This window comes from Nostoc sp. CALU 1950 (assembly GCF_051172895.1).
Lineage (GTDB): Bacteria > Cyanobacteriota > Cyanobacteriia > Cyanobacteriales > Nostocaceae > Nostoc > Nostoc edaphicum_A.
In genome coordinates this window covers 1-20,386 of sequence record NZ_JBDNJQ010000153.1, presented here as the reverse complement: position 1 = coordinate 20,386, position 20,386 = coordinate 1, and the positions used below count along the sequence as shown (strand labels likewise).

16 protein-coding genes are annotated in these 20,386 nt (G+C 44.5%); 5 read left to right on the top strand and 11 right to left on the bottom strand.

What is annotated here, in order from left to right; genetic code table 11:
- Window positions 1–159: 159 nt before the first annotated feature.
- The 3 genes from ABF638_RS29750 to ABF638_RS29740 form a co-directional block, all read right to left on the bottom strand.
- The gene (locus tag ABF638_RS29750; RefSeq protein WP_435026473.1) at window positions 160–780 is read right to left on the bottom strand and encodes a Uma2 family endonuclease; all 621 of its coding nucleotides are present in this window, start codon (window positions 778–780) and stop codon (window positions 160–162) included.
- 49 nt (window positions 781–829) lie between these two features.
- A complete protein-coding gene (gene rimM / locus ABF638_RS29745; RefSeq protein WP_435026472.1) occupies window positions 830–1,537 on the bottom strand; it encodes a ribosome maturation factor RimM in 708 nt (235 codons plus the stop codon).
- 114 nt (window positions 1,538–1,651) lie between these two features.
- On the bottom strand, window positions 1,652–2,935 hold the full coding sequence (locus ABF638_RS29740) for a valine--pyruvate transaminase (protein ID WP_435026471.1): 1,284 nt from the start codon (window positions 2,933–2,935) through the stop codon (window positions 1,652–1,654).
- Between the two features lie 381 nt (window positions 2,936–3,316).
- Here ABF638_RS29740 and ABF638_RS29735 point away from each other — a divergent pair, with 381 nt between their 5' ends.
- Both ABF638_RS29735 and ABF638_RS29730 read left to right on the top strand, forming a co-directional pair.
- Window positions 3,317–4,426, top strand: coding sequence for an S-(hydroxymethyl)glutathione dehydrogenase/class III alcohol dehydrogenase (locus tag ABF638_RS29735; RefSeq protein ID WP_435026474.1), 1,110 nt, complete (start codon window positions 3,317–3,319; stop codon window positions 4,424–4,426).
- 144 nt (window positions 4,427–4,570) lie between these two features.
- Window positions 4,571–5,029 carry a DUF29 domain-containing protein gene (locus tag ABF638_RS29730; RefSeq protein WP_069068318.1) on the top strand — a complete coding sequence of 153 codons (459 nt, stop codon included), beginning with the start codon at window positions 4,571–4,573 and terminating at the stop codon, window positions 5,027–5,029.
- A gap of 25 nt (window positions 5,030–5,054) precedes the next feature.
- Here ABF638_RS29730 and ABF638_RS29725 read toward each other — a convergent pair whose 3' ends face one another.
- The 4 genes from ABF638_RS29725 to ABF638_RS29710 form a co-directional block, all read right to left on the bottom strand.
- Window positions 5,055–6,728 (bottom strand): hybrid sensor histidine kinase/response regulator, encoded by a 1,674-nt coding sequence (locus tag ABF638_RS29725; RefSeq protein WP_435026470.1) that lies wholly within the window; start codon window positions 6,726–6,728, stop codon window positions 5,055–5,057.
- Window positions 6,729–7,253: 525 nt separating this feature from the next.
- Window positions 7,254–9,170: a GTPase family protein gene (locus tag ABF638_RS29720; RefSeq protein ID WP_435026469.1), complete on the bottom strand. Its 1,917-nt coding sequence runs from the start codon at window positions 9,168–9,170 to the stop codon at window positions 7,254–7,256.
- Between the two features lie 522 nt (window positions 9,171–9,692).
- Window positions 9,693–12,320: a chloride channel protein gene (locus ABF638_RS29715; protein ID WP_435026468.1), complete on the bottom strand. Its 2,628-nt coding sequence runs from the start codon at window positions 12,318–12,320 to the stop codon at window positions 9,693–9,695.
- A gap of 170 nt (window positions 12,321–12,490) precedes the next feature.
- Window positions 12,491–13,804, bottom strand: coding sequence for a TldD/PmbA family protein (locus tag ABF638_RS29710; RefSeq protein WP_435026467.1), 1,314 nt, complete (start codon window positions 13,802–13,804; stop codon window positions 12,491–12,493).
- 198 nt (window positions 13,805–14,002) lie between these two features.
- Here ABF638_RS29710 and ABF638_RS29705 point away from each other — a divergent pair, with 198 nt between their 5' ends.
- Entirely contained in the window at window positions 14,003–14,254 is a 252-nt protein-coding gene (locus ABF638_RS29705; RefSeq protein WP_435026466.1) for a hypothetical protein, read from the top strand.
- Here the strand turns inward: ABF638_RS29705 and ABF638_RS29700 are convergent.
- Window positions 14,244–15,104, bottom strand: coding sequence for a Tab2/Atab2 family RNA-binding protein (locus tag ABF638_RS29700; RefSeq protein ID WP_181929554.1), 861 nt, complete (start codon window positions 15,102–15,104; stop codon window positions 14,244–14,246). The genes ABF638_RS29705 and ABF638_RS29700 overlap by 11 nt on opposite strands.
- A gap of 282 nt (window positions 15,105–15,386) precedes the next feature.
- Between ABF638_RS29700 and ABF638_RS29695 the strand changes: the two genes are divergently transcribed.
- Window positions 15,387–15,719 (top strand): DUF433 domain-containing protein, encoded by a 333-nt coding sequence (locus tag ABF638_RS29695; RefSeq protein WP_435026465.1) that lies wholly within the window; start codon window positions 15,387–15,389, stop codon window positions 15,717–15,719.
- 199 nt (window positions 15,720–15,918) lie between these two features.
- The gene (locus tag ABF638_RS29690) at window positions 15,919–16,086 is read left to right on the top strand and encodes a hypothetical protein (protein WP_435026464.1); all 168 of its coding nucleotides are present in this window, start codon (window positions 15,919–15,921) and stop codon (window positions 16,084–16,086) included.
- 141 nt (window positions 16,087–16,227) lie between these two features.
- Here ABF638_RS29690 and ABF638_RS29685 read toward each other — a convergent pair whose 3' ends face one another.
- The 3 genes from ABF638_RS29685 to ABF638_RS29675 form a co-directional block, all read right to left on the bottom strand.
- Window positions 16,228–16,875, bottom strand: a complete 648-nt coding sequence (locus ABF638_RS29685; protein WP_435026462.1) for an HAD-IA family hydrolase — start codon at window positions 16,873–16,875, stop codon at window positions 16,228–16,230.
- A gap of 269 nt (window positions 16,876–17,144) precedes the next feature.
- The gene (locus tag ABF638_RS29680) at window positions 17,145–18,338 is read right to left on the bottom strand and encodes an NAD(P)/FAD-dependent oxidoreductase (RefSeq protein ID WP_435026461.1); all 1,194 of its coding nucleotides are present in this window, start codon (window positions 18,336–18,338) and stop codon (window positions 17,145–17,147) included.
- Window positions 18,339–18,759: 421 nt separating this feature from the next.
- On the bottom strand, window positions 18,760–19,908 hold the full coding sequence (locus ABF638_RS29675) for an alanine--glyoxylate aminotransferase family protein (protein ID WP_435026460.1): 1,149 nt from the start codon (window positions 19,906–19,908) through the stop codon (window positions 18,760–18,762).
- Between the last annotated feature and the right edge of the window lie 478 nt (window positions 19,909–20,386).

Here is a 20,386-nt window from a genome sequence, read left to right as displayed (position 1 = left end):
GCGATAAATCGCGTCTCTACATGAGGGTTTTGTTGCTCATTCTGAACTGTATTGGTATTAATACTGTATTTTATCAGCTTAATTTATTAATGGATAAATCAAACTGCTCTGTCTTGAAATTTATGAACTATCAATTAATAATTATTTGCTCAAATATATCTAAGTTGAAATATTACCCGCTTGAAAAATCTGTTTAGCAGTGAGATTTAACTCTGGAAATGTTGGGGAATGGATAAGGTCTGCATCCCTAAACTTACTAACTTGATACTCACCTTCATCCAAAGAACAAACTAAGATTGTAGGTTGCTTTGGTTTGCCAATAAACTCCCTACCGCCTAAAGCACCATAATCAACAATCCAATATTCAGAAATTCCCATCTCTTCATAATCAGCGTATTTTTTGAGGTAATCATCACGCCAATTTGTACTAACAACTTCAATAATTACAGGAATTGATGCAGATTGAATAACAGTAGATTCTTTTTTCCACAGAGGTTCATTGATTAAATTAGGGCGATTCAACAACAGCACATCTGGCGAGTAACCTGATTCATTTACAGGTGGTTTGACTAGTGCTGTCTTGGGTATGAAGTAGGGGAGATTTAAACGGATACATTCTCTAGTCAGTTCAAAAGCTAAAAATCCTGTTACCTCTTCATGATCTCCTACAGGTTGAGGAATTTTGACAATTGTTCCGTTGTGCAATTCATAGCGCTCATTCTCCGGTTTCCACTTGACAAATTCTTCAAAAGTTACGATTTTTGGTAAAGCTTGAGTCACGTCGCTTTGCTCCGAATTAAAAATTAAAAATTATCATTCAATTAATGACTTAATTATTAATTTCCAATAACCCAGGCGGCGGCGTGATTTCAATGCGATTAGATTTCAAGTCTACAACTGGTGCGATCGCTTCCACAAATGGAATCAAAATAGTCTTTTGCTTTTTGTCAGTAGTAAATGATTCATGGAACTTTACTTCTAACAAATCATTGCCGGCCGGGATGATGTCTACCACTGTACCAACGAGTTCGCCAGATCCTTGCATGAAGACTTCCAAGCCAATCAAATCGAGGACATGATATTCATCTTCGCCTAATTGGGGGCGATCGCTAGCTGGCACCATTAACGTACAACCGCGCAACGCCTCCGCCTGATCGCAATTTTCTACGCCAGCTAATTTAATCACATACAAGTTTTTGTTACTGATATAACGTCCTGTCAATAATTCGATTGGTTGTGGTTCTTTTTCACCTGAACGCAACAACCAACGTTTTCCCGGCACCTCAAATCTTTCGGGAAAGTCTGATACAGGGTAAACCCGTAATTCTCCAGACAATCCTTGAGGGGAAACAATCTTACCAATTTCTAGCCAATTATCAAGATTGGGGATTGGGGATTGGGGACTAGGAACTAGGGGCTGGGGATTAGGGGCTGGAGATTGGACATTTTTAATTTTTGAATTTCCTCCTACTCTCTTGCCCCTCTGCTTCTCTGCCCCTCTGCCTCCAATATCTTTATTAGCTTCTTCGTGTTTCATTTCCATCTTTCCTACTAGTACAACACGGTGGAAATAAACCACCCATTTCAAATCAATGAAACGCTTAGGCTGTATTCATTTTTAATTTTTAATTTTTAATTCCGCCTTGCGGTGCTAGGCAGTCACGGGCGCACGCTTATAAGCTTCCTCAGTCACTTTTGCTAGACGTTGCATTGCTGTGGCAATCTCTTCATCGCTACCGGTAAGGCTGATGCGGAAGCATTGGTGTTTGTGCGCCCACTCTTCCTCTAATCCAGGGAAGAAGGTACTTCCAGGGACAATAATCACACCTACTTGCTTTAATTGCTGGTAAAATTCCCAGTCGGTGATGGGTAAATCCTGTAACCACAACCAAGCAAAAATTGCCCCTTCACCGCGATGGAGAAACCAAGGTAAATCCTTGGGCATCGCTTGTTCTAAGCTGGTTTCTAAAACGGTAAATTTATTTTGGTAGAAGGGACGGATGACAGTGTGAGAAATTTCTACTAAGCGGCCAGAATTAATTGCAAGAGCTGCGATCGCTTGGCCGTAACGTGAAGAATGGAGGCTCATATTTGCCTGAAAACACTCCAGCACTTCAATCCACTTTTCATCCCCAATGGCAATACCAATCCTTTCTCCTGGTAATCCCGCTTTCGATAAACTCATACAGTGGAGAATATTATCACCAAACACTGGTGTCATTTCGGTAAAGTTTAATGCGGGGAAGGGAGGTGCATAAGCTGAGTCAATTAACACAGGCAGATTGTAAGGCGCAGCCAGGGCAGCAATCTTTTTCACCTCATCATCACTGAGGACATTACCAGTGGGATTACAGGGGCGAGAGAAGAGAACACAACCTGTATTTTCTGTAATTGATAGCTGGCTGAAGTCGGGGCGATATTTAAATCGGTGGGCGGCTTCATCAATATCGAGAGTCGGTTTGTAAGCGATTAAGGCTTTTGGAACTAAGCAGATACCGCCGTAACCTGTGTAGTCAGGGCTGAGGGGCAAAACGATTTGTTTTAACTCACCACTGGGGGTGTAGCCACCGAAGGTATTTACAGCGTAGAAGTAGAGGGTTTGACTACCGGGGGTGATCAGGATATTGCGATCGCTTAAGTTTAACCCGTAGCGTTTGTTAAAATCATTAGCGATCGCTTCAATTAATGGTGCATAACCCTGACTTGAGCCGTAGCGACAAACCACCTCACCATATTCTGGGCTAGCCAAAAGCTGTGCAGTGCAATCCCGCCATAATTGTTCTACCTCTGGCAAAATCAACGGATTACCAGCACTCAAATTAATAAACTGCTGCCCTGCACCCGCTCGTAATGTTTCGATAATATCCTTCATGATTGCTCTTACGCCAGTCAGGTTGGACATTTGAGCGCCAATTTGTGTTAGGGCAGGGTTCATAAGCTGTGACAAAATGTATTAATTGAGGGGTGAACAAATTATTTGGGAGTTGCTGCTGACATCCAGTTTACATCGTTGTCAAAACAGCTGTTGCCGTCTTTAACCAATCTAGCTAGAGAATGATATTTTAACAAAGGTAATAATATTTATCGTTATAGTGGCGATCGCGCTTAGTAAATCTGATGAAGTGATACAAAAGTGTATCATGCGCTCAATACTGATGAGGGGAGATGAGGGGACAAAGTTAAAGGGTAAAGGGTAAAGGATAAAGAAACAAACCCCTTCCCCTTTACCCTTCTTCATAATGCCCAATGCCCAATGCCCCATGCCCAATGACAAATGACAAATGACAAATGACAAAACTATACAGGAGTGCTGACATTGGAAGTTAAAGCAGCAGTAGCTTACAGTGCAGGTAAGCCGTTAACGATTGAAACTGTTCAACTATCGGGGCCAAAAGCCGGCGAAGTTTTAGTTGAGGTTAAAGCAAGCGGGGTTTGTCATACGGACGCTTTTACCTTATCTGGTGACGATCCTGAAGGTTTGTTTCCGGCTATTTTAGGACATGAAGGTGCTGGTGTAGTAGTGGAAGTAGGGGCCGGTGTCACCAGTCTTAAACCAGGGGATCATGTGATTCCCCTATACACTCCCGAATGTCGCCAGTGCGAATATTGTTTGAGTTTTAAAACTAATCTCTGTCAAGCTATTCGCCTAACTCAAGGACGCGGTGTTATGCCCGATGGCACTAGTCGCTTCAGTCTCGATGGGCAAATGATTCATCATTATATGGGTACATCCACTTTTGCCAACTATACGGTGCTGCCGGAAATCGCCTTGGCAAAAATTCGAGAAGACGCCCCATTTGATAAGGTTTGCTACATTGGCTGTGGTGTAACTACTGGTGTTGGTGCAGTTATCAATACTGCCAAGGTGGAACCTGGGGCAAATGTCGTAGTTTTTGGCTTGGGTGGTATTGGCTTAAATGTCATCCAAGGGGCGCGGTTGGTAGGGGCAAATATGATTGTCGGGGTGGATATTAATCCCAGCAAACGCGCTTTGGCAGAAAAATTTGGTATGACGCATTTTGTCAATCCCCAGGAAGTAGAAGGTGATTTAGTTCCTTATCTGGTTGATTTAACAAAAGGCGGTGCTGATTACAGTTTTGAATGTATCGGTAATGTCAAAGTTATGCGTCAAGCATTAGAATGCTGCCACAAAGGTTGGGGTGTCAGTGTGATTATCGGCGTTGCTGGTGCTGGACAGGAAATCAGTACTCGTCCTTTTCAGTTAGTAACTGGGCGCGTTTGGAAAGGTTCGGCATTCGGTGGCGCTAGAGGACGTACAGATGTGCCAAAAATTGTTGATTGGTATATGGAAGGTAAGATAAATATTGATGATTTGATTACTCATGTGATGCCCATTGAGCAAATTAATGATGCTTTTGAATTGATGCACAAAGGTGAATCAATTCGGAGTGTGGTAACTTTCTAATTCATAATTCGTGATTCGTAACTGATGCTTATGCAGACAGTACTGTATCAAATAAGGTTTAAATCTCTATCTTAAGCGTAATTATGAATTATGAATTTAAAAATTTTGTAGACACTACAAACCTGAAAAACTAAAAAGAAGCTGATGCAAAACTTCTATGAAGCAGACTTTTACAGTTGGACTCAAGAACAGGCTAACCTTTTGCGTCATCACCAATGGAACCAGCTTGACTTACCCAATTTAATTGAGGAAATCGAATCTTTGGGAAGAAAGGAACGCCAAGAATTGAGAAATCGTCTTAGTATATTAATTGGACATTTGCTCAAATGGGAATTTCAACCAAATCAACGCAGTCGTAGTTGGTTAGCAACAATTAGAGTACAACGACGGGAAATTATCAAGTTGTTGAGCGAAAATCCTAGTCTGAAACCTTACCTTGAAGAAGCACTCCAGGAATCTTATGAAAATGGTAGGGATTTAGCATCAGGAGAAACAAATTTGCCACTCTCAACTTTTCCCCAGCAATGTTTATATACTTTTGAGGAAATTTTGAGCGATCGCTTTTATCCAGGTGAACCTGCGACAGATGATTTAATGGGATAAAAGCGATGTCTAGGACGGACTACGCTTATGCACTCATAAGATAGTGTCGATCAATTTCTGCTGTAAGTATTTCAAAGTCCACAGGCTTGGTTAAGTGGCATTTAAAACCAGACTTAAGCGCAAGTTCCTTATCCATTTGGCCACCATAGCCGGTGAGCGCAATCAGAATTGAGCGAGTAAATTTGGAGTCTTTACTCAGTTCTTGTGCAACTGCGAATCCATCCATCTCAGGAAGCCCGATGTCACAAATAATCACATTAGGCTCCAACTCCCTTGCAGTTTCTAACCCTAAAATTCCATTCTTGGCAATGGAAACTTCATGCCCGAAGTGTTCAAGTACTGCTTTTAATGTTACGGCTGAATCGTCGTTATCTTCAATAACTAAAATCTTCAACGATTTTTTAGCTGCCTCTATAATATCCAAGTCGTTGTCCAAGGTTGTCATTTCTTCGCATACAGGGAGACTAACTTTGAATTCTGCTCCCAAATTAATCCCTCTACTTGAGGCTTCAACGTTACCACCATGAAGTTCCACAAGACTTTTTACTACCGAGAGTCCCAAACCTAACCCGCCTCTCGAACGATCTAAACTGCGATCGGCCTGGGTAAATGGCTCGAAGAGTTCTGGTAAGATTGTCGGGTCTATCCCTATTCCTGAATCTCTTACAGATAAGGCCGCTACACTCTCTGAGCCATTCTCACCAGGAATAAATGACAAATCCACCCAAATCGTCCCATCTGGCTTGGAAAACTTTAAGGCGTTATCAAGAAGGTTTCCAAAGACTTGGAAGAAGCGGGTGGAGTCAACATAAGCCCACACGGGTGTGTTTGGCAAGTCTTGTACTACAGTAAGATTCGATTTATTTATTGCTTCTGCATGATCATTGAGACTCTGGCGAACTAAATCTACCAGATTCAACTTCTCAAGGTTTAATGAAATCTTCCCGTAGGTGATGGATGATACGTCGAGTAGCTCATCGATCAATTTTGAGAGGTGCTTAATCTGGTGTTGCATCATTAAAACTGTTTCCCCGACTGCACCAGTCTGGCCCAGCTTCAATTTGAGAAGCTGAACGCCGTTGGAGATGGGGGCAACAGGATTCCTCAACTCGTGAGCTAGCATTGCAATGAATTTGTCTTTTAGGGCGTTTTGGTTCGTAAGTTTCTGGAAAAGTTGAACGTTGGCGATCGCAACTGCTGTAGTATCAGTAAGAATCTCCAGTAGTTCTATTTCTTCGGGTGTGGCTCGGTGTGTTGTACTCCAGTAGGCTCCAATTGCACCGAGTGGATCAGCAACCCGTATGGGAACCATCACTAAACTTTTGACAAAAGTTACTTTGTAGGCATCAATAGGTATTCGAGCATCCTGGTAAATATCTTCAATCACGGCTGCTTGTTTATTAAGCATTGCCCAACCGGAGATGCAAGACTTGAGCGGAAAACGCATACCTTTCCAAAGTGGCCCGATGGCGTTTTCATCGACATAGTGGCAACATTCACCATCCCGCAGTACAAAAGTTACTCCATCAGCATTTGTGAGATCGCGAGCTGCCAAACGCACAATTTCAATAATTTCCTCAATAGTCCGCACACTGGCCAAATCCTTCACGACCGCAAGCAGGCTATTGTAAGACGAAATGCTATATCTCTGATGTGAATTCTGTTCTTGAGAGATGGAGGTTTGTAATATATTTTTCATAAACAACTCCGAATAAAAGGGGCGTCTGATTCAAGAGGCAGGGGGCAGGGGGCAGGAGGCAGGAGGCAGGAGGAACCCACGTTTAAAAACATGGGATTGAAGTAAGGACGCTTTATACCGCACTTCGTGTCGCTACGCTAACGCGCTACGCGTCTCGGTACAATTCTTTTTTTTAAACTGGGCTTTAGACTCAGCAACTTTAGTTTTAATTGATAGTCCTAACCTCCTGCCCTCTGCCTCCTAACTCCTGCCTTTTTTGTAAAGAAAGCGGGTAGGTTTCAGCAGACACCTACTCTTAATCGTAATCTTAACTTTGATGTTAGGAGTACGAACCAATACCACATTTTGGATTTGTGATTTTCTTAGTATAATTACGCTATTTTTCAGTAAAATAAATCGTAAATATACTTAAAAAGACGCGATAAATCGCCGTCTCTACAAGTGTTTTGGTCTTATCTGAACTGTATTGAGGTATAGCCCGTTGTAGACATTGCTTATGGGCATTAATTTCTCAATGCAGACAAATTATTTGCCAATTGACAGATAATACTCAAATCGCTCCCGGAGTTGTTCAACTGTTAGATTCTGAGTCCAGTATTCCACTAGGGCGTGACCAAATGCCCAGGCGTTGCGATCGGGTGAAGCGGAGTTTTCTAGCAGTAGCGGCCAGAGGGATAGTAATTCAAAGTTGAGCGGGTTAGGGTTGCCTGTATTCAAGAGTGAGAAAAGCTCATATCCCATTTGGAGTTTGCCAATCACAATCGGCAACTGTTCCACAGGAATTTGCTCTGCCAGCATATATGCTAAGGCTGGAGATCCGGTTGAGAGGGTAGAAACAAACTGGAGAACGGGACTTTTAAGAAAAGCCGTTAATCCTTGTGTTGTCGTCATCTGGAAGGTGTAGTGGTCGATGATTTTGGCCGCGGCGATGATACGGGCTTCTAGATTCCGCAAAAAGCGGGCGAGACGGAGTTGCTTGGTAGGTGCGATCGCATCTACTAATCCCAATGAAAGCGCTTCTACTCCCCAAGCGGTTCGATTTGTTTTGCTGTCACCTGTAACCACTGGTAGAACTAGATTACAGAAATTTCCTAGCAATTTGGCGCGATACTCAGTGGCTTCTCGAATGGCAATTTCTTTGGGGCGATCGCCCCATTCCCAATCATAAGGTGGTTGCCATTCGCGGATGGGACGCAGACGATCTACTTGAGTGACAATTGCGATCGCAGGTAAATCTGCAACTTCTGCTTTGATATCTTGCAAAAAGTCCACATCCATTTGCAGGGCAGGATCGAGGGCAGGGGTAGCTAACAGCAGCAAATCTGCGTTGATGGCATAATCAAGCACCAAATTTCGGAGATCGGCACGGTTGACTTGTTCGTAGCCAGGTGTGTCCCAAAGCGTCAAGGTTTCCCCACTTTGAGTCTGCCATTGATAATTTTGAATGCGATCGGTACTGGGTAAAACATCAACGGCTGCGAGATCCGCCTGAAATAGCGTGTTAATCAGGCTACTTTTTCCCGAACCCGTGCGCCCCACCAGCAGAATATTCACAGGTTTTTGCTCAACCGCTTCGGCTGGTTGAGCTTGAGTTAAGATATCTCGGAGTGTTTGGGTTTTTGCCTTGGGTAAAGTTGGTGTGGAAACAGCGGTTGCTGAAACTGGTAATGTGCTACGTCCGTAGAGTGCGATCGCCTGTCGGCATAAGTTTCTCAGGGCAGCTTCCCGAAATAACTGGCTCAAATTCCCTAATAATTGCTGAGTTGCTTGGTTACTAGAACCCTGACTGGCTTGTTTTGCCACCGCCGCCACCGGATTTAAAATCCACTGTGCCCAGTTCCAAACACGCCAGAATTTCCGAGCCGATGGTTCTAACTTCCGATAGACTTCGTATCCTTGGTATGCTTGCCCAACCGTTACCTGATTCAGGATAGGCGATAACTTTTGCATCCACTGATCCATATCATCCACCGTTCCCCGAATCAGCCCGTAAGCTTGGGGGACGTAAATATTCAACAGGGGATATTGAATTTGAGGATTGTAGATATGAGCGATCGCGACAACTAAATCTTGACATCGCGTCCAAAAAGTTTGCCAGTCTTCCCAAATCGGGCGATCGCTTTGTGCTGCTTGCAGAATTTCTTGGAGTGCGGCTTCTGCTTGCTTTGTGGTGTCACTTCCTACTGTTCGTACAGTATCCTCTACTGTCGATTCCAGTTCTTCTTGGACTTGGGCTAATACAGCTTCCACTTGGTTGACAGCAGGTTGAGTCCATTTGACTAGCAGCCAACGCCAACCAACGAATAAAAGGGTGAATACACCCCAAATCCAATTAATGCCCCACGCATGAATTTGCGAACCGGCGGATATCAGTAAGAAAATGATGATAAACGCGATCGGGATTGCTAAAACTACCCACTGCCACGGTTTTAATCGCACCATTGCCCCATACCTGCTTTGGTTAGACTTCTTATACAAATAGTAACTATGATGCCTTCTCTACGAGAGGCTTTTTTGGCGTTGCATATTTGCGGGATGATTTTGCTAGTTTTGTGGGATGGGCATCAATACTTGTCGGTTAAGGGGAAAAGGGCAAGGGGAAAGGGGAAAGAAAAAACCTTTAACCTTTACCCTTTAAACTTTTCCCCAAACCCAATTCCGAGTTAAAAATCCTTAACCGAGCAGTATTGGGATGGGTATCTTCCCATTGGTGTCAATTTAACGTGAAACTGCACGTCCACCAGGAATTGAAATTCCTGGCTCATAGCGGAAGTAATCTAAAGATTACTAAAAATCCCCAAAAATCTTGAGTCTACTTCAGTAGACTTTAGTTATTAGGCGGGAACTTCAGTTTCCGACGGGTACTCAAGCCAAGCGAGAAGCCATTTATAGCTTAAGTTGACACCAGTGGCTTTTCGGCCCACCCTACAAGAATCATCCCTTGATTCAGCAACGCCACTTTTTTTAAGTATTAATTGCACCCCTAACCAAAATCACTGTACTTTCTACACCAGAGGCGATCGCTTCTGGAATATTACCTTGAATCGCCTGCTGCAACAATCCCTCGCGCGAAGCTCCCAAAACTACAACATCATAGCCTTCGGTTTTCACTAAGTTAATTACACCTTCCGCAACAGAATCAGCTTGCACTGGGAGCGCAACTACAGTACTGGACAATTTTCGCCGCCGCATCAAATGGCGGATGGCTTGTTCTAAAACTGACATATCTGGCTTGAGTTCCGATGGCTTAAACACCTGTGTCAGGCGAATTTGCGGATCATTTCCCAATGTAATTAAAGCCGGTAACAATTTAATCGCCAGAGGGGAATTGGGGCCACCAGCCATTGGGACTAGCCAGCGGTTGAAGGAGTGGGGAGTGGGGAGTGGGGAGTGGGGAGTTTTGCCTAATTTTACTAAGACTACTTCGCAGGTGGCTTGGCGAATTACGGTGTCTACGACTGTGCCAAAAATCCGACCGGGGGTAGATGTGTTACCTTTCCATCCCATTAAGATTAGGTCGATGTGTTGTTCGTTAATTGTCTCTAAAATTGCCTGCGCTACGTCGTGGGTAACTCGAATCTGCGTGTGTAGGGGAATTTTCCATTTTTTTGCTAAGACTTCCGCCTGTCGTAGCAAGCGGCGACTTTTTGCCGTTCTTACCTGTGTTTCTGATGGGGAACTGTGGCGGGGTATCAGCATCACTTGCACGCAATCTATTTCATAATGGCGATCGCGGGCAATAGCTGCTGCCATAAGTAACAAAATACCCGCTGTTTCGGGATTAGCTACGGGCACTAATAATCTACCTCTGCCGATGCTGGGCGATCGCGTTTGGTAAACTATGTATGAAGGTTCTGGTCGCAATCCAGGAGTCCTGTTGTCACAATTGAGATGATCTGCTTCTGCCCGAATAATATCTGCACGGGTAATAATTCCAATCAGTTTCCGTCCATCCACCACTGGTAAGCGACTGATTTGATAGCGATCGAGTAAATACAGTACATTGCCCAAGGTGTGGATTGGTGTTACTGTCACTGGGACAGATGTCATAATTTCTTTTAAAAAAACATCGGCTAGGTTGCGATCGCGAAGTGTGTTATTTGTACTCTCGCGTGTTTTCAGCAAATCTGATTGCGTCACAATCCCCACTAACTTGCTATCTTCTACCACGGGAAAACCGCGATGATGGGAACGGGCAAAAGCTTGCATTGCTTCTTCCAAACTCATCTCTGCATCTAAAGTTTCCACCCGTTCTTGCATCACATCTTTTGCGGTTAACTTGGTTAATGCTCCCTCCATCGGAACTTCTTTAGTGAGAGTGATGCCCTTTAACTCCAAAAGTTTCTCATAAAGCGAACCAGGCACAACCTTATCCGCAACCAAATAAGCTGCTACAGAAACAATCATCAGGGGTAACACCAGATTGAAATCTGTAGTCATTTCAAACACAATCACAATTGCTGTAATTGGCACCTTGGAAACGGCACTAAAAAATCCACCCATACCCGCTAAGGCGTAAGTAGTAGGAGAACCAGATCCAGTAATATATAACTCAGATACACCGATAATATGTCCCAAACAAGAACCCAAAATCAGACTGGGAGCGAATAATCCCCCCGGTGCGCCTGAACCAAATGCTATCAGTGTGAGGATGAACTGGGCAGCAAAAGCGATCGCAGCTACGGTCGGATGGGCCCCTCCAGTAATTAAGGACTCTCGTAATCCTGTATTATCACGGAATGACGCCGGGAGTATGGCTACAATAATACCAGAGATAAATCCAGCTAAAGCCACCCGCAGCGGCAAGCTGATATGTAATCTTCTATAAAATTTAATACTAAATATTAAGCCGCGATTAAACAATGCGCCAAACAACCCTGCCAAAATACCCAATAGCACAAAAAAGGGAATTTCGGGGATAGAAAATTGGCTAGAAGATTGCGTCAATTGCAGGTTAAGGTCAAGAGAGCCACCACCTAAGAGTCGGGATATTACCCCACCAATAAAGGAGGCGATTATGGCAGTTCCCAGAGTCAGTCCTGATAAATCCTGGAGTAACTCTTCAACGATAAATAATACACCTGCGATCGGGGCATTGAAAGCAGCCGCTAAACCAGCACCGGCACCCGCTGCAATCATTTGCCGTCGATGATCTGGGGAAGTGGGAACCCAACGACTCATCCCCGCTGCTAAACCAGCCCCTACTTGAACGGTGGGGCCTTGTCGTCCCAGAGTCATGCCGGAACCGATGGCGATGATAGCACTGAGTAACTTTACACCTGCCACCCGCCAAGATAATGACATCGGTACATTGGCAAGAGTTGCTTTGACTTGCGGGATACCGCTACCAGCAGCTTCTGGTGCCAACCTATCCACCAACCATCCAGCCACAAACCCCAGGATCAGACCAATTGCTGGTAGTGCCAGCCATACCGGGAAAATCTGGGTACTATGAACTCGCCATGTCCCCAGCCATCCCGATCCCACTTTCAGGAACACCGCAGATAGGGCAGCAACCAGACCGATCACACAAGCTTCGGCGATCGCTAAACCCTTTCTCGGCTGCCACCAGGTGCGAAAGCGCTGATTCATACCAATTTTGGATTTTAGATTTTGGATTTTGGATTGCTGTTACCGGAATCTCAAAGGATGTTTTAAAAGTCATTGGAAAATGTAATTTGTTGCTACACAGCAAGATCCTCAATTACGAATTACGTTAGCGCAGCGTTAGCGAGTTATCGAGCGTCATTACGAATTACGAATTAATTGCTTCTCCCCGTGGTGGATAGCCCTTCTACTATCAGAGACGGAGTATAACAAGAACCATTCCAATCGGCATCGTTGCCCAGTGTAACCAATTGCTTGAGGGCTGTGTAGACATTACCTGCAACCATCGTATCCTTAACACGCCCAATTACGTGACCATTTTGGACGCGGTAGCCTAAATCAACGTTGATTGAAAAATCTCCAGAAATACTGCCGCCACCACCCAACATTTGATCCACAATCAAGCCATCATCTAGTTGTTGAATTAAGTCTGGTAGCGATGCCGTACCTGGTTGGATGAGAAAATTAAATAAACCAGGGGTGGGATAGCTGCCCAAGCCAGGGCGAAAACCATTTCCAGTGGTGTCAGTTCCCAATTGGCGTCCGGTGGTGCGATCGCCATAAAAATGCTGTAAAATCCCGTTTTGGATAAATACTAAAGATTTAGTCGGAGTGCCTTCATCATCAAAGGGGCAACTATAAGGGCCCGCTTCTGGATCTTGGTATAGGGTAAGACTGGGTGCAACTACTTCCTTACCCAACCGTTCTGCCCAAGGGGAAGCTATTTCTAAGACTCGCTTGCCATTCAACGCTGCTTGTACAGTACCCCAAAGCATATCGGCGGCTTTAGAAGTGAATAAAACCGGGACACGGCCAGTAGGAGGTGAGACATTTTCTCTGGCCCAAATTAACCGTTGTAAAATTTGGTTAGCTAATCTCTCCGGGTGGAGTTCTCCCCGTTTAGTTTGACCATCAGAAACACTTAAAAAATCATCGCCGCGTACCCATTCTGCTGATATGTAGCAGCTGAGGGTAGTATCCGTATAGTGACAATCTAAACCTTTAGTGTTGACTAGTCTAGTGGTTTCAATATCACATTCCCAGTCACCATTGCATACAACATCGGGATAGGCATCACGGATGAGTGCGATCGCTTCCTTGCCCCAATCTACCAAAACCTCTATGGGCACACTTTCCCCTAAATCTGGGTAGGAGGGCTGAAAGTTAGAGGCTAATTCTACTGTTTCTGGATGATTAAGTTGACTTAGTCCCAGAGCTTTTTCCACCATTACTTCGGCTGTGACAGAACCGTAAGCCACCGTGAGTCCTGGTTGCCCGTTTCGCCAAAGCCGTAGTGCTGTGCCTTCAGATTGACTGGTTTCTAGCTGTTTGAGTCGGTTTGCCTCAAAAAACACTGGACGAGAAAGCGATCGCGACTGATACACCTCAGCAGCTTCTGCTCCAGATTTTATAGCTAGTTCCAGCAGCTGTTCTGCTAGTGTATCTTGTGACAAATTTTCAGAACCCATGACCCTTAGTGAATTGTGGATTTTGAACCGCATATCAACGCTTTCTCAAGAAAAGTGCGATCGTCAAAAGCCGACGATCAGACTTTCTACTGATGAACGCAGATAATTATCCAAAAATCATCAGCGTATTTCGATAGTTACGATTTGAAACCGCAGAGCAACACTGATGGACGCAGTTAATTATCCCAAATCATTGTCATGTCTCAACGGATCTGGTCATTTGTCATTTGTCATTGGTCATTTGTCATTTGTCATTTGTCATTTGTCATTGGTCATTTGTCATTGGTCATTGGTCATTGGGCATTGGGCATTGGGCATTGGGCATGGTTATTCTCCTTGTCCCCATTCCCCATTCCCCATTCCCCATTCCCCATTCCCCATTCCCCACTCCCCAGTCCCCATTCCCCATTCCCCAGTCCCCAGTCCCCAGTCCCCATTCTCAAAGATTAACCTCTTGCAACAGCCAAAAACCAGCGAAAGATTCTGCTTTGGGATCAGACTGCACACCGATAAAATGCACTCCGTTAGCTTTTTGCTTGGCTTCTTCAAAACCTTTAGCTTCTGCTAAGATTTGAGGCTTCTTAATATTTGCCACAATCCAGCTCTCTGTTACACCGGTTTCTAAAAGCAATCTCGCCTCTTCGCTAGTGTCAAATCTTAAGAAAGCCAACTCCAAACCAGACATCCAGCCAGCTAAGGGCAACGCTCTCGGTGAAAAAATCAAAATACCAGGAATCCGAGCTTCCGGTGAAACTTTCGCCAACTCTAGGGGGAAAGCTTCACCAAAACCAATTTCCCATTCTGGCATCTCAGCAAAATCCGCAGCATCTAAGGTAACAAATACCCACTGCTGCCCTTCCAAAGCATCTGGTAAACGTTGCGGCAAAGGTTTTTCCAAGCGGACTGAGGGATTAGTCCCCCCTTGATATCCTGCCTCTTGAGGATACACTTCCTCCATTCGCTGTTCTAACCATTGGTTGAGAACCAAAGTACGGCGGCTAGGCTGGGCGGGAATGCTCAAGTCTTGACAGGCTTTAGTAATCATATTGTTCATTTGGCGGCGGAAAAAGCGGATTTTAATTGGTGCTTTTCCAGCCTGGTTAATAGCCTCCTGCAATGCTGTCCGCAACCAACCCGAATTTACCTGGGTACTGGGACAATATTGAGCATAGCGAAACAAAGAATCTGCTTTTGTGTCGATATCCAAGGGGCTTTCGCAAACTAAGACTTCCCAAATTTTTTTCTGATTAGCGTCCAAAATCGGACGGGAGTAAAAATCGATTTCCCAAATACTGCCCATGTTTTGCGGTAAAAATCTGGCTGTTATGTTTTCCTGATATGTTGATCATACGAGTGTTGGGGCAGCAGGGGAATAAGGGAGTGGGGAGTGGGGAGTCGGGGCAAGGGGGATGAACGAGTCTTTGAGGTGGATAATATAAATACTAAGCATGTCAGACTTAGAGATTTTATGTCCCTGACCCTTTAAGACTTGCAAAAAATGCAACAACAGTACCCCAGCGATCGCATGAAACTATTCAATGGCAATTAGGATAATCTTAAAAGACCCTACAGAGGTAGATGAATGCAACTAGAAGATTATTTTGAGTTTTTAGACCCAGATGACATCCGTCTCAAAGGCCATCGCATTGGTATTGATAATGTGATTCAATATTACCAGCAAGGATGTTCACCGGAGCAAATTCTAGAAGAATTACCTTCCCTGAATTTGGAGAAAATTTATGCGACGCTTACCTACTACCTGCATAATCGTGTTGAAATAGATGCTTATATGTTGCGGCTAGCAAAGTGGCGAGAACAGCGCTATCAAGAATTATCAGCTAATCCTTCACCTTTGATGCAACGTTTAAGAGCATTGAAAGCGCAACGTGAGCAGGAGTTGCTAAACTCTTGGTAAAGGTACGTTTTCTCATTGATGAAAATTTGTCGCCCAAACTGAAGATAGCTGTTTTGCGTTTCAATCCAGCAATAGATATTCTGCGCGTAGGCGATGCGTAGGCGATGCTGAAGCACCGCCATTAGGTACGCTTGACCCAGATATCCTGCGCTACCTGGAATTATCCCAACGAATATTGGTTACAGACAACCGCAAAAGTATGCCCGAACATCTGGAAGAACACTGGAGAGATGGAGGACATATTTGGGGACTATTTTGGTTGCGTTCCAGTGGGAACCTCAGTATTTGGGCAGAAACAATTTATTTAATTTGGGAAGCGACTGAGGCAGAAGAGTGGATTGATAAATTGGATTGGATTCCACTTTAAAAGTTTGGCATTGCTGAATTTAAGTAGGAATTTAGAAATTAACTTTTGCTAAGTGGACTCATTGAGCCAATTCCACGACTTTACGTGAAAACTAGTGATAGAGAATGTTTTCATAGCCGTGGGAGCGTCAAAGTATCTTCCTCAATTCCCCCGGTTGATCCAAACGCCTCTAAGTCCAGCTGCTTTAGCTGCATAATAGTCTTCTACAATGCTATCGCCGATATGCCACGCCGCCTCTGGGGAACATTTATGTTTGTCTAAGGCAATGGCAAAAATTTGAGGATCGGGTTTAGCTGCACGTACCTGGGTAGAAATGGTGACGGAGGTAAAAAACTCTCTCAATCCCAAACTTTGTAATACTGAGTAAATCCGAGAATCAAAATTGGACAGCACACCCAAGGTAACTCCCAATCGCCGCCAGTTGATTAAAGCTGGTAAGACATCGGGATAGACAAACCACGGTTCACCAGTGCCAAAGTGAATGTAAAGTTCGCTAAAAAAAGCTGAAAAGTCAGAAAATTCCTTGAGAACACCTGCCCTTTCAAAAGTGTTCAGGGCAATTATCCGCCACCAATCAAACTCGCGCTGGGGAATATCTTGCAGTTCTGCATCTGGAAATATCGGCGGCGGGGCTGCTTTAAAGCTTTCGATGAAGGCTGTATTCAATGTTTCGGCTGAAACTGTAACGTCAAATTCCTGGGCTATCTGACTATAAACTTTGCCCACACTACCTTTGACATCAAAGAGTGTACCCACAGCATCTAAAAAAATAACTTTCGGTTGTTCCATCAAAGTTTGAAAATTTTGAATGTTGAATGTTAGATTTCGGCTTGTTAAAGAGCTTCTGTGGGTAGAGTCTAGCATCTGCTAAGTAGGATGGCAGAAATAAAGCAAATAACCGTAAATTTGTTGGTTCTTTACCAACGCCCTTCAGAAGTGCTGAGTGCTGAGTTGGGAATCTCACTTTTTTACTCAGAACTGGGAACAGGAAAGAGTCACTAATGACCAATGACCAATGACAAATGACAAATGACCAATGACAAATGACCAACCTGAATTTACCGAGAAAGTGTTTCTATTATTGGACGGGCTAGCCAATTAAAACCAACTTTCAGCTGATGCTCTAAAGTTGGCAACCTATACAAATAGGCAACGCGACGGGCGACGTATGCCAAAGGCCCGTCTAGTTTAACTCCCAAACCAGTGAGAGTGGCGTTGTCTATTCCTAATGCCATCATTTCTCCTAACTGTTGGTAATGGAAGGGAAGGAGGGGGCGATTAGTTAGAGTTGCCCAGATATTCCAAGCAGTATAATCAGCTTGTTGAAAAGCTGCTTGTGCGGTAGCGGGGACTTGTTGTCCTTCAGCATCATGACAGTCTGCTAAATCTCCCAAGGCAAAGATTTCTGGATGATCAAGAACTTGCAGATTGGATGTAGTGGTGATTTGACCACGCTGATTTTGCTTGAGAGGAAGAGATTTCACTACGGGCGCAACCCTAGTTCCCACAGTCCAAATTACTAAATCTACGGGAATCGTGTCTAACTGGTTTTTGTACTCTAGGGAGATGGTATTTTGCTCGATTGATTCTACTTTGGTTTCTAAATCCAGAAACACACCACGGGTTTCTAAAGCTTTCTTTGCTGCTTCCCGGTTAAACTCTGGGGAAGTTCGCAAAATTTGGTCAGCGATTTCAACGATCCGAAAGCGTCCTCTTTCGCCTAATCGGTCGGCTAACTTACAGGCTAACTCTACACCACTGTAGCCAGCCCCAACGATCGCTACCCGAATTTTATCAGCATCCGATTCTTCTAAAAATCGCAGGCGTTCTTCTAAACGATAAGCATCAGAGATTGTGCGGAATGTGTAAGCGTAGGCTGCTGCACCCGGTACTAAATCTAGCGGTGTCTCACCTCCTAGCGCCAGTACTAATCGGTCGTAAGGGATTTCTGGCCCTTCTTGGATATTGACCCGTTGCTGGTCGATGTCAATTCCAGACACAACCCCTTGATAAAAACGCACCCCTGTACCTTGTAAAATTTCTTCAAAGGGTGGGGCAATTTCCCAGGTTTGCAGTTCGCCAGTGAGTAATTCGTAAAGTAAAGGAGAGAATAAGAAGCGATCGCTTTGATCTACTAGAACAATTTCGGGTTTTTGCGTAGATTCCCAAGGTAATTGGCTTAAGCGCAGGGCTGTGTAAAGACCACCAAAGCCTCCGCCAAGGATACAAATTCTAGAAGTTTGTTGAGTCATCTATTCTATCTGTGGAACAGTCAATACTAGTTGAGCAACTAACTTCAGGGTAACTGAAAGTTTCGATTTCAAAACCCTTCATTTGTATGAAGGTTCCCATATTTTTATCAAGAAAGGCAGGAGGAATACTGCTTCCAGCACTGAGAGCAATTGACCAGAGCGAACTTGGGTTTAAGACAAGAAAACCAAATTTTTAATTTGGTGGCTTTTATTCAGGAGGGTACTAAATCCACAACTGAAGTAAGACCTTCTGCCCCCTGCCTCCTGCCTCCTGCTGCCTCCTTCAATAGGCAAAAGCTACTTAACGCCATACCTAACCCCCAACCCCTTCCCTACAAGGGAAGGGGAGCAAAAATCAAAGCCTCTCTCCTTTTAGGAGAGAGGTTTGGAGAGAGGTTAGAATATTAAGTTGCACATCGCGTTACTTAGGTAAAACCTGTCGTAATGCTGCTAAAAGTTGATCAACACTTTCTTTACGACTATTAAAGCCCATCAATCCCACGCGCCAGACTTTACCCGCGAGTTCGCCAAGACCACCGCCAATTTCAATATTATGTTCATTGAGTAACTGCCGTGCGATCGCTTTACCATCTACCCCTGCTGGAATGCAAACAGTGGTAAGCGTTGGTAGTCTATACTCTTGCTCAACGTGCATACTCAGCCCTAAACTCTCCAAGCCTTCCCAGAGATACTCTACGTTCTTTTGATGCCGCTGCCAGGAATTTGCTAACCCTTCTTCTGCAAGCAAACGTAGTGCTTCCCGCAATGCATAGTATAAATTAATGGGTGCTGTATGGTGATAGGTGCGTTCAGTACCCCAATACTTGCCCAGCAACAACATATCTAAATACCAGTTTGCAACCTTCGTTGGGCGCTGTTGCAATTTCTCAACTGCACGCGCACTCATGGTAAAGGGCGAAGCGCCAGGCGGGCAACCCAACCCTTTTTGGCTACAACTATAAGCTAGGTCAACTCCCCAAGCATCTAAAAACAACGGGACACCACCCAGACTTGTCACCGTATCTATTAACAGCAAAGTGCCAAATTCACGACACAAATCAGCGACCCCTTCCAACGGTTGACGTGCGCCAGTGGAGGTTTCAGCATGAACTAAAGCTAAAATAGCTGGACGATGAGTTTTTAGGGCAGTTTGGAGTTCATCAAGGTTGAAAACTTGTCCCCAAGGTTTGGTAATAGTTCGCACATCAGCACCATATCGTCCAGCCATATCCACGAGGCGATTGCCGAAGTAACCAGCGACACCAATCAAAACCACATCACCAGGTTCTACAGCATTGGCGATGGTTGCTTCCATTGCCGCTGTTCCCGTTCCGCTGACTGCAATGGTGAGTGAGTTTTCTGTTTGCCAGACGTAGCGTAGCAACGACTGAATTTCATCCATAAGTGCGAGAAAAGCTGGGTCAAGATGCCCAACAGGCGAGGTATTCATCGCTTGGAGAACTGTGGGATGGGCATTGGATGGCCCAGGTCCCAACAGCAGACGGGATGGGATTTCTAGCGGTTTGAGTTGCAAGCGCCCAGAGTCGTTGATTGAAATTGTTTGCGTCATAATCTGTCTTCGCCTAGACGATACTTACCGGATCATATAGGAATCCGATTTGATTCCTGAACTTACTTGTGTAGTGAAGGAACAGGAAAGAAGCAATGTGTACACTCTTCACTTTCCTTGTGGTCTGGGAAAAGGTTAAAGGGTAAGGGGTGAATGGCACGCTTGTAAAGGTAAAATCGTTGAGGCAGCAGGGGTGCAGAGGAGCAAAGGAGCAGGGGAGAAAGAAAAAATTTTAGGCATTGCGTTCAGATATTTAGAAATCCTCCTCTGCCCCCCTGCAATCCTTACGCCGCCTACCCTTCAGCTTAACTTAGTGCCATTCGGGTAAGGGGTCAAGGATGTATTAAAACCTTTCCCCTTTAACTGAACCATATTTGGATGTGTACTGAGTTTTTTCATAAGGGTTTTAGTGAATCTGTTGCCCTAGGGCGTGTCATCAATTGAGCCAAATGACAGAAGCAGCCAGATAAATTGCACC

Coding starts and splice junctions, on each gene's coding strand:
- ABF638_RS29725 (WP_435026470.1), bottom strand. CDS start 6,728: ATGAAAAATATATTACAAACCTCCATCTCTCAAGAACAGAATTCACAT.
- ABF638_RS29740 (WP_435026471.1), bottom strand. CDS start 2,935: ATGAACCCTGCCCTAACACAAATTGGCGCTCAAATGTCCAACCTGACT.
- ABF638_RS29705 (WP_435026466.1), top strand. CDS start 14,003: ATGTCTCAACGGATCTGGTCATTTGTCATTTGTCATTGGTCATTTGTC.
- ABF638_RS29685 (WP_435026462.1), bottom strand. CDS start 16,875: ATGGAACAACCGAAAGTTATTTTTTTAGATGCTGTGGGTACACTCTTT.
- ABF638_RS29700 (WP_181929554.1), bottom strand. CDS start 15,104: ATGGGCAGTATTTGGGAAATCGATTTTTACTCCCGTCCGATTTTGGAC.
- ABF638_RS29675 (WP_435026460.1), bottom strand. CDS start 19,908: ATGACGCAAACAATTTCAATCAACGACTCTGGGCGCTTGCAACTCAAA.
- ABF638_RS29710 (WP_435026467.1), bottom strand. CDS start 13,804: ATGGGTTCTGAAAATTTGTCACAAGATACACTAGCAGAACAGCTGCTG.
- ABF638_RS29680 (WP_435026461.1), bottom strand. CDS start 18,338: ATGACTCAACAAACTTCTAGAATTTGTATCCTTGGCGGAGGCTTTGGT.
- ABF638_RS29690 (WP_435026464.1), top strand. CDS start 15,919: ATGCCCGAACATCTGGAAGAACACTGGAGAGATGGAGGACATATTTGG.
- ABF638_RS29695 (WP_435026465.1), top strand. CDS start 15,387: ATGCAACTAGAAGATTATTTTGAGTTTTTAGACCCAGATGACATCCGT.
- ABF638_RS29730 (WP_069068318.1), top strand. CDS start 4,571: ATGCAAAACTTCTATGAAGCAGACTTTTACAGTTGGACTCAAGAACAG.
- ABF638_RS29720 (WP_435026469.1), bottom strand. CDS start 9,170: ATGGTGCGATTAAAACCGTGGCAGTGGGTAGTTTTAGCAATCCCGATC.
- rimM (WP_435026472.1), bottom strand. CDS start 1,537: ATGAAACACGAAGAAGCTAATAAAGATATTGGAGGCAGAGGGGCAGAG.
- ABF638_RS29715 (WP_435026468.1), bottom strand. CDS start 12,320: ATGAATCAGCGCTTTCGCACCTGGTGGCAGCCGAGAAAGGGTTTAGCG.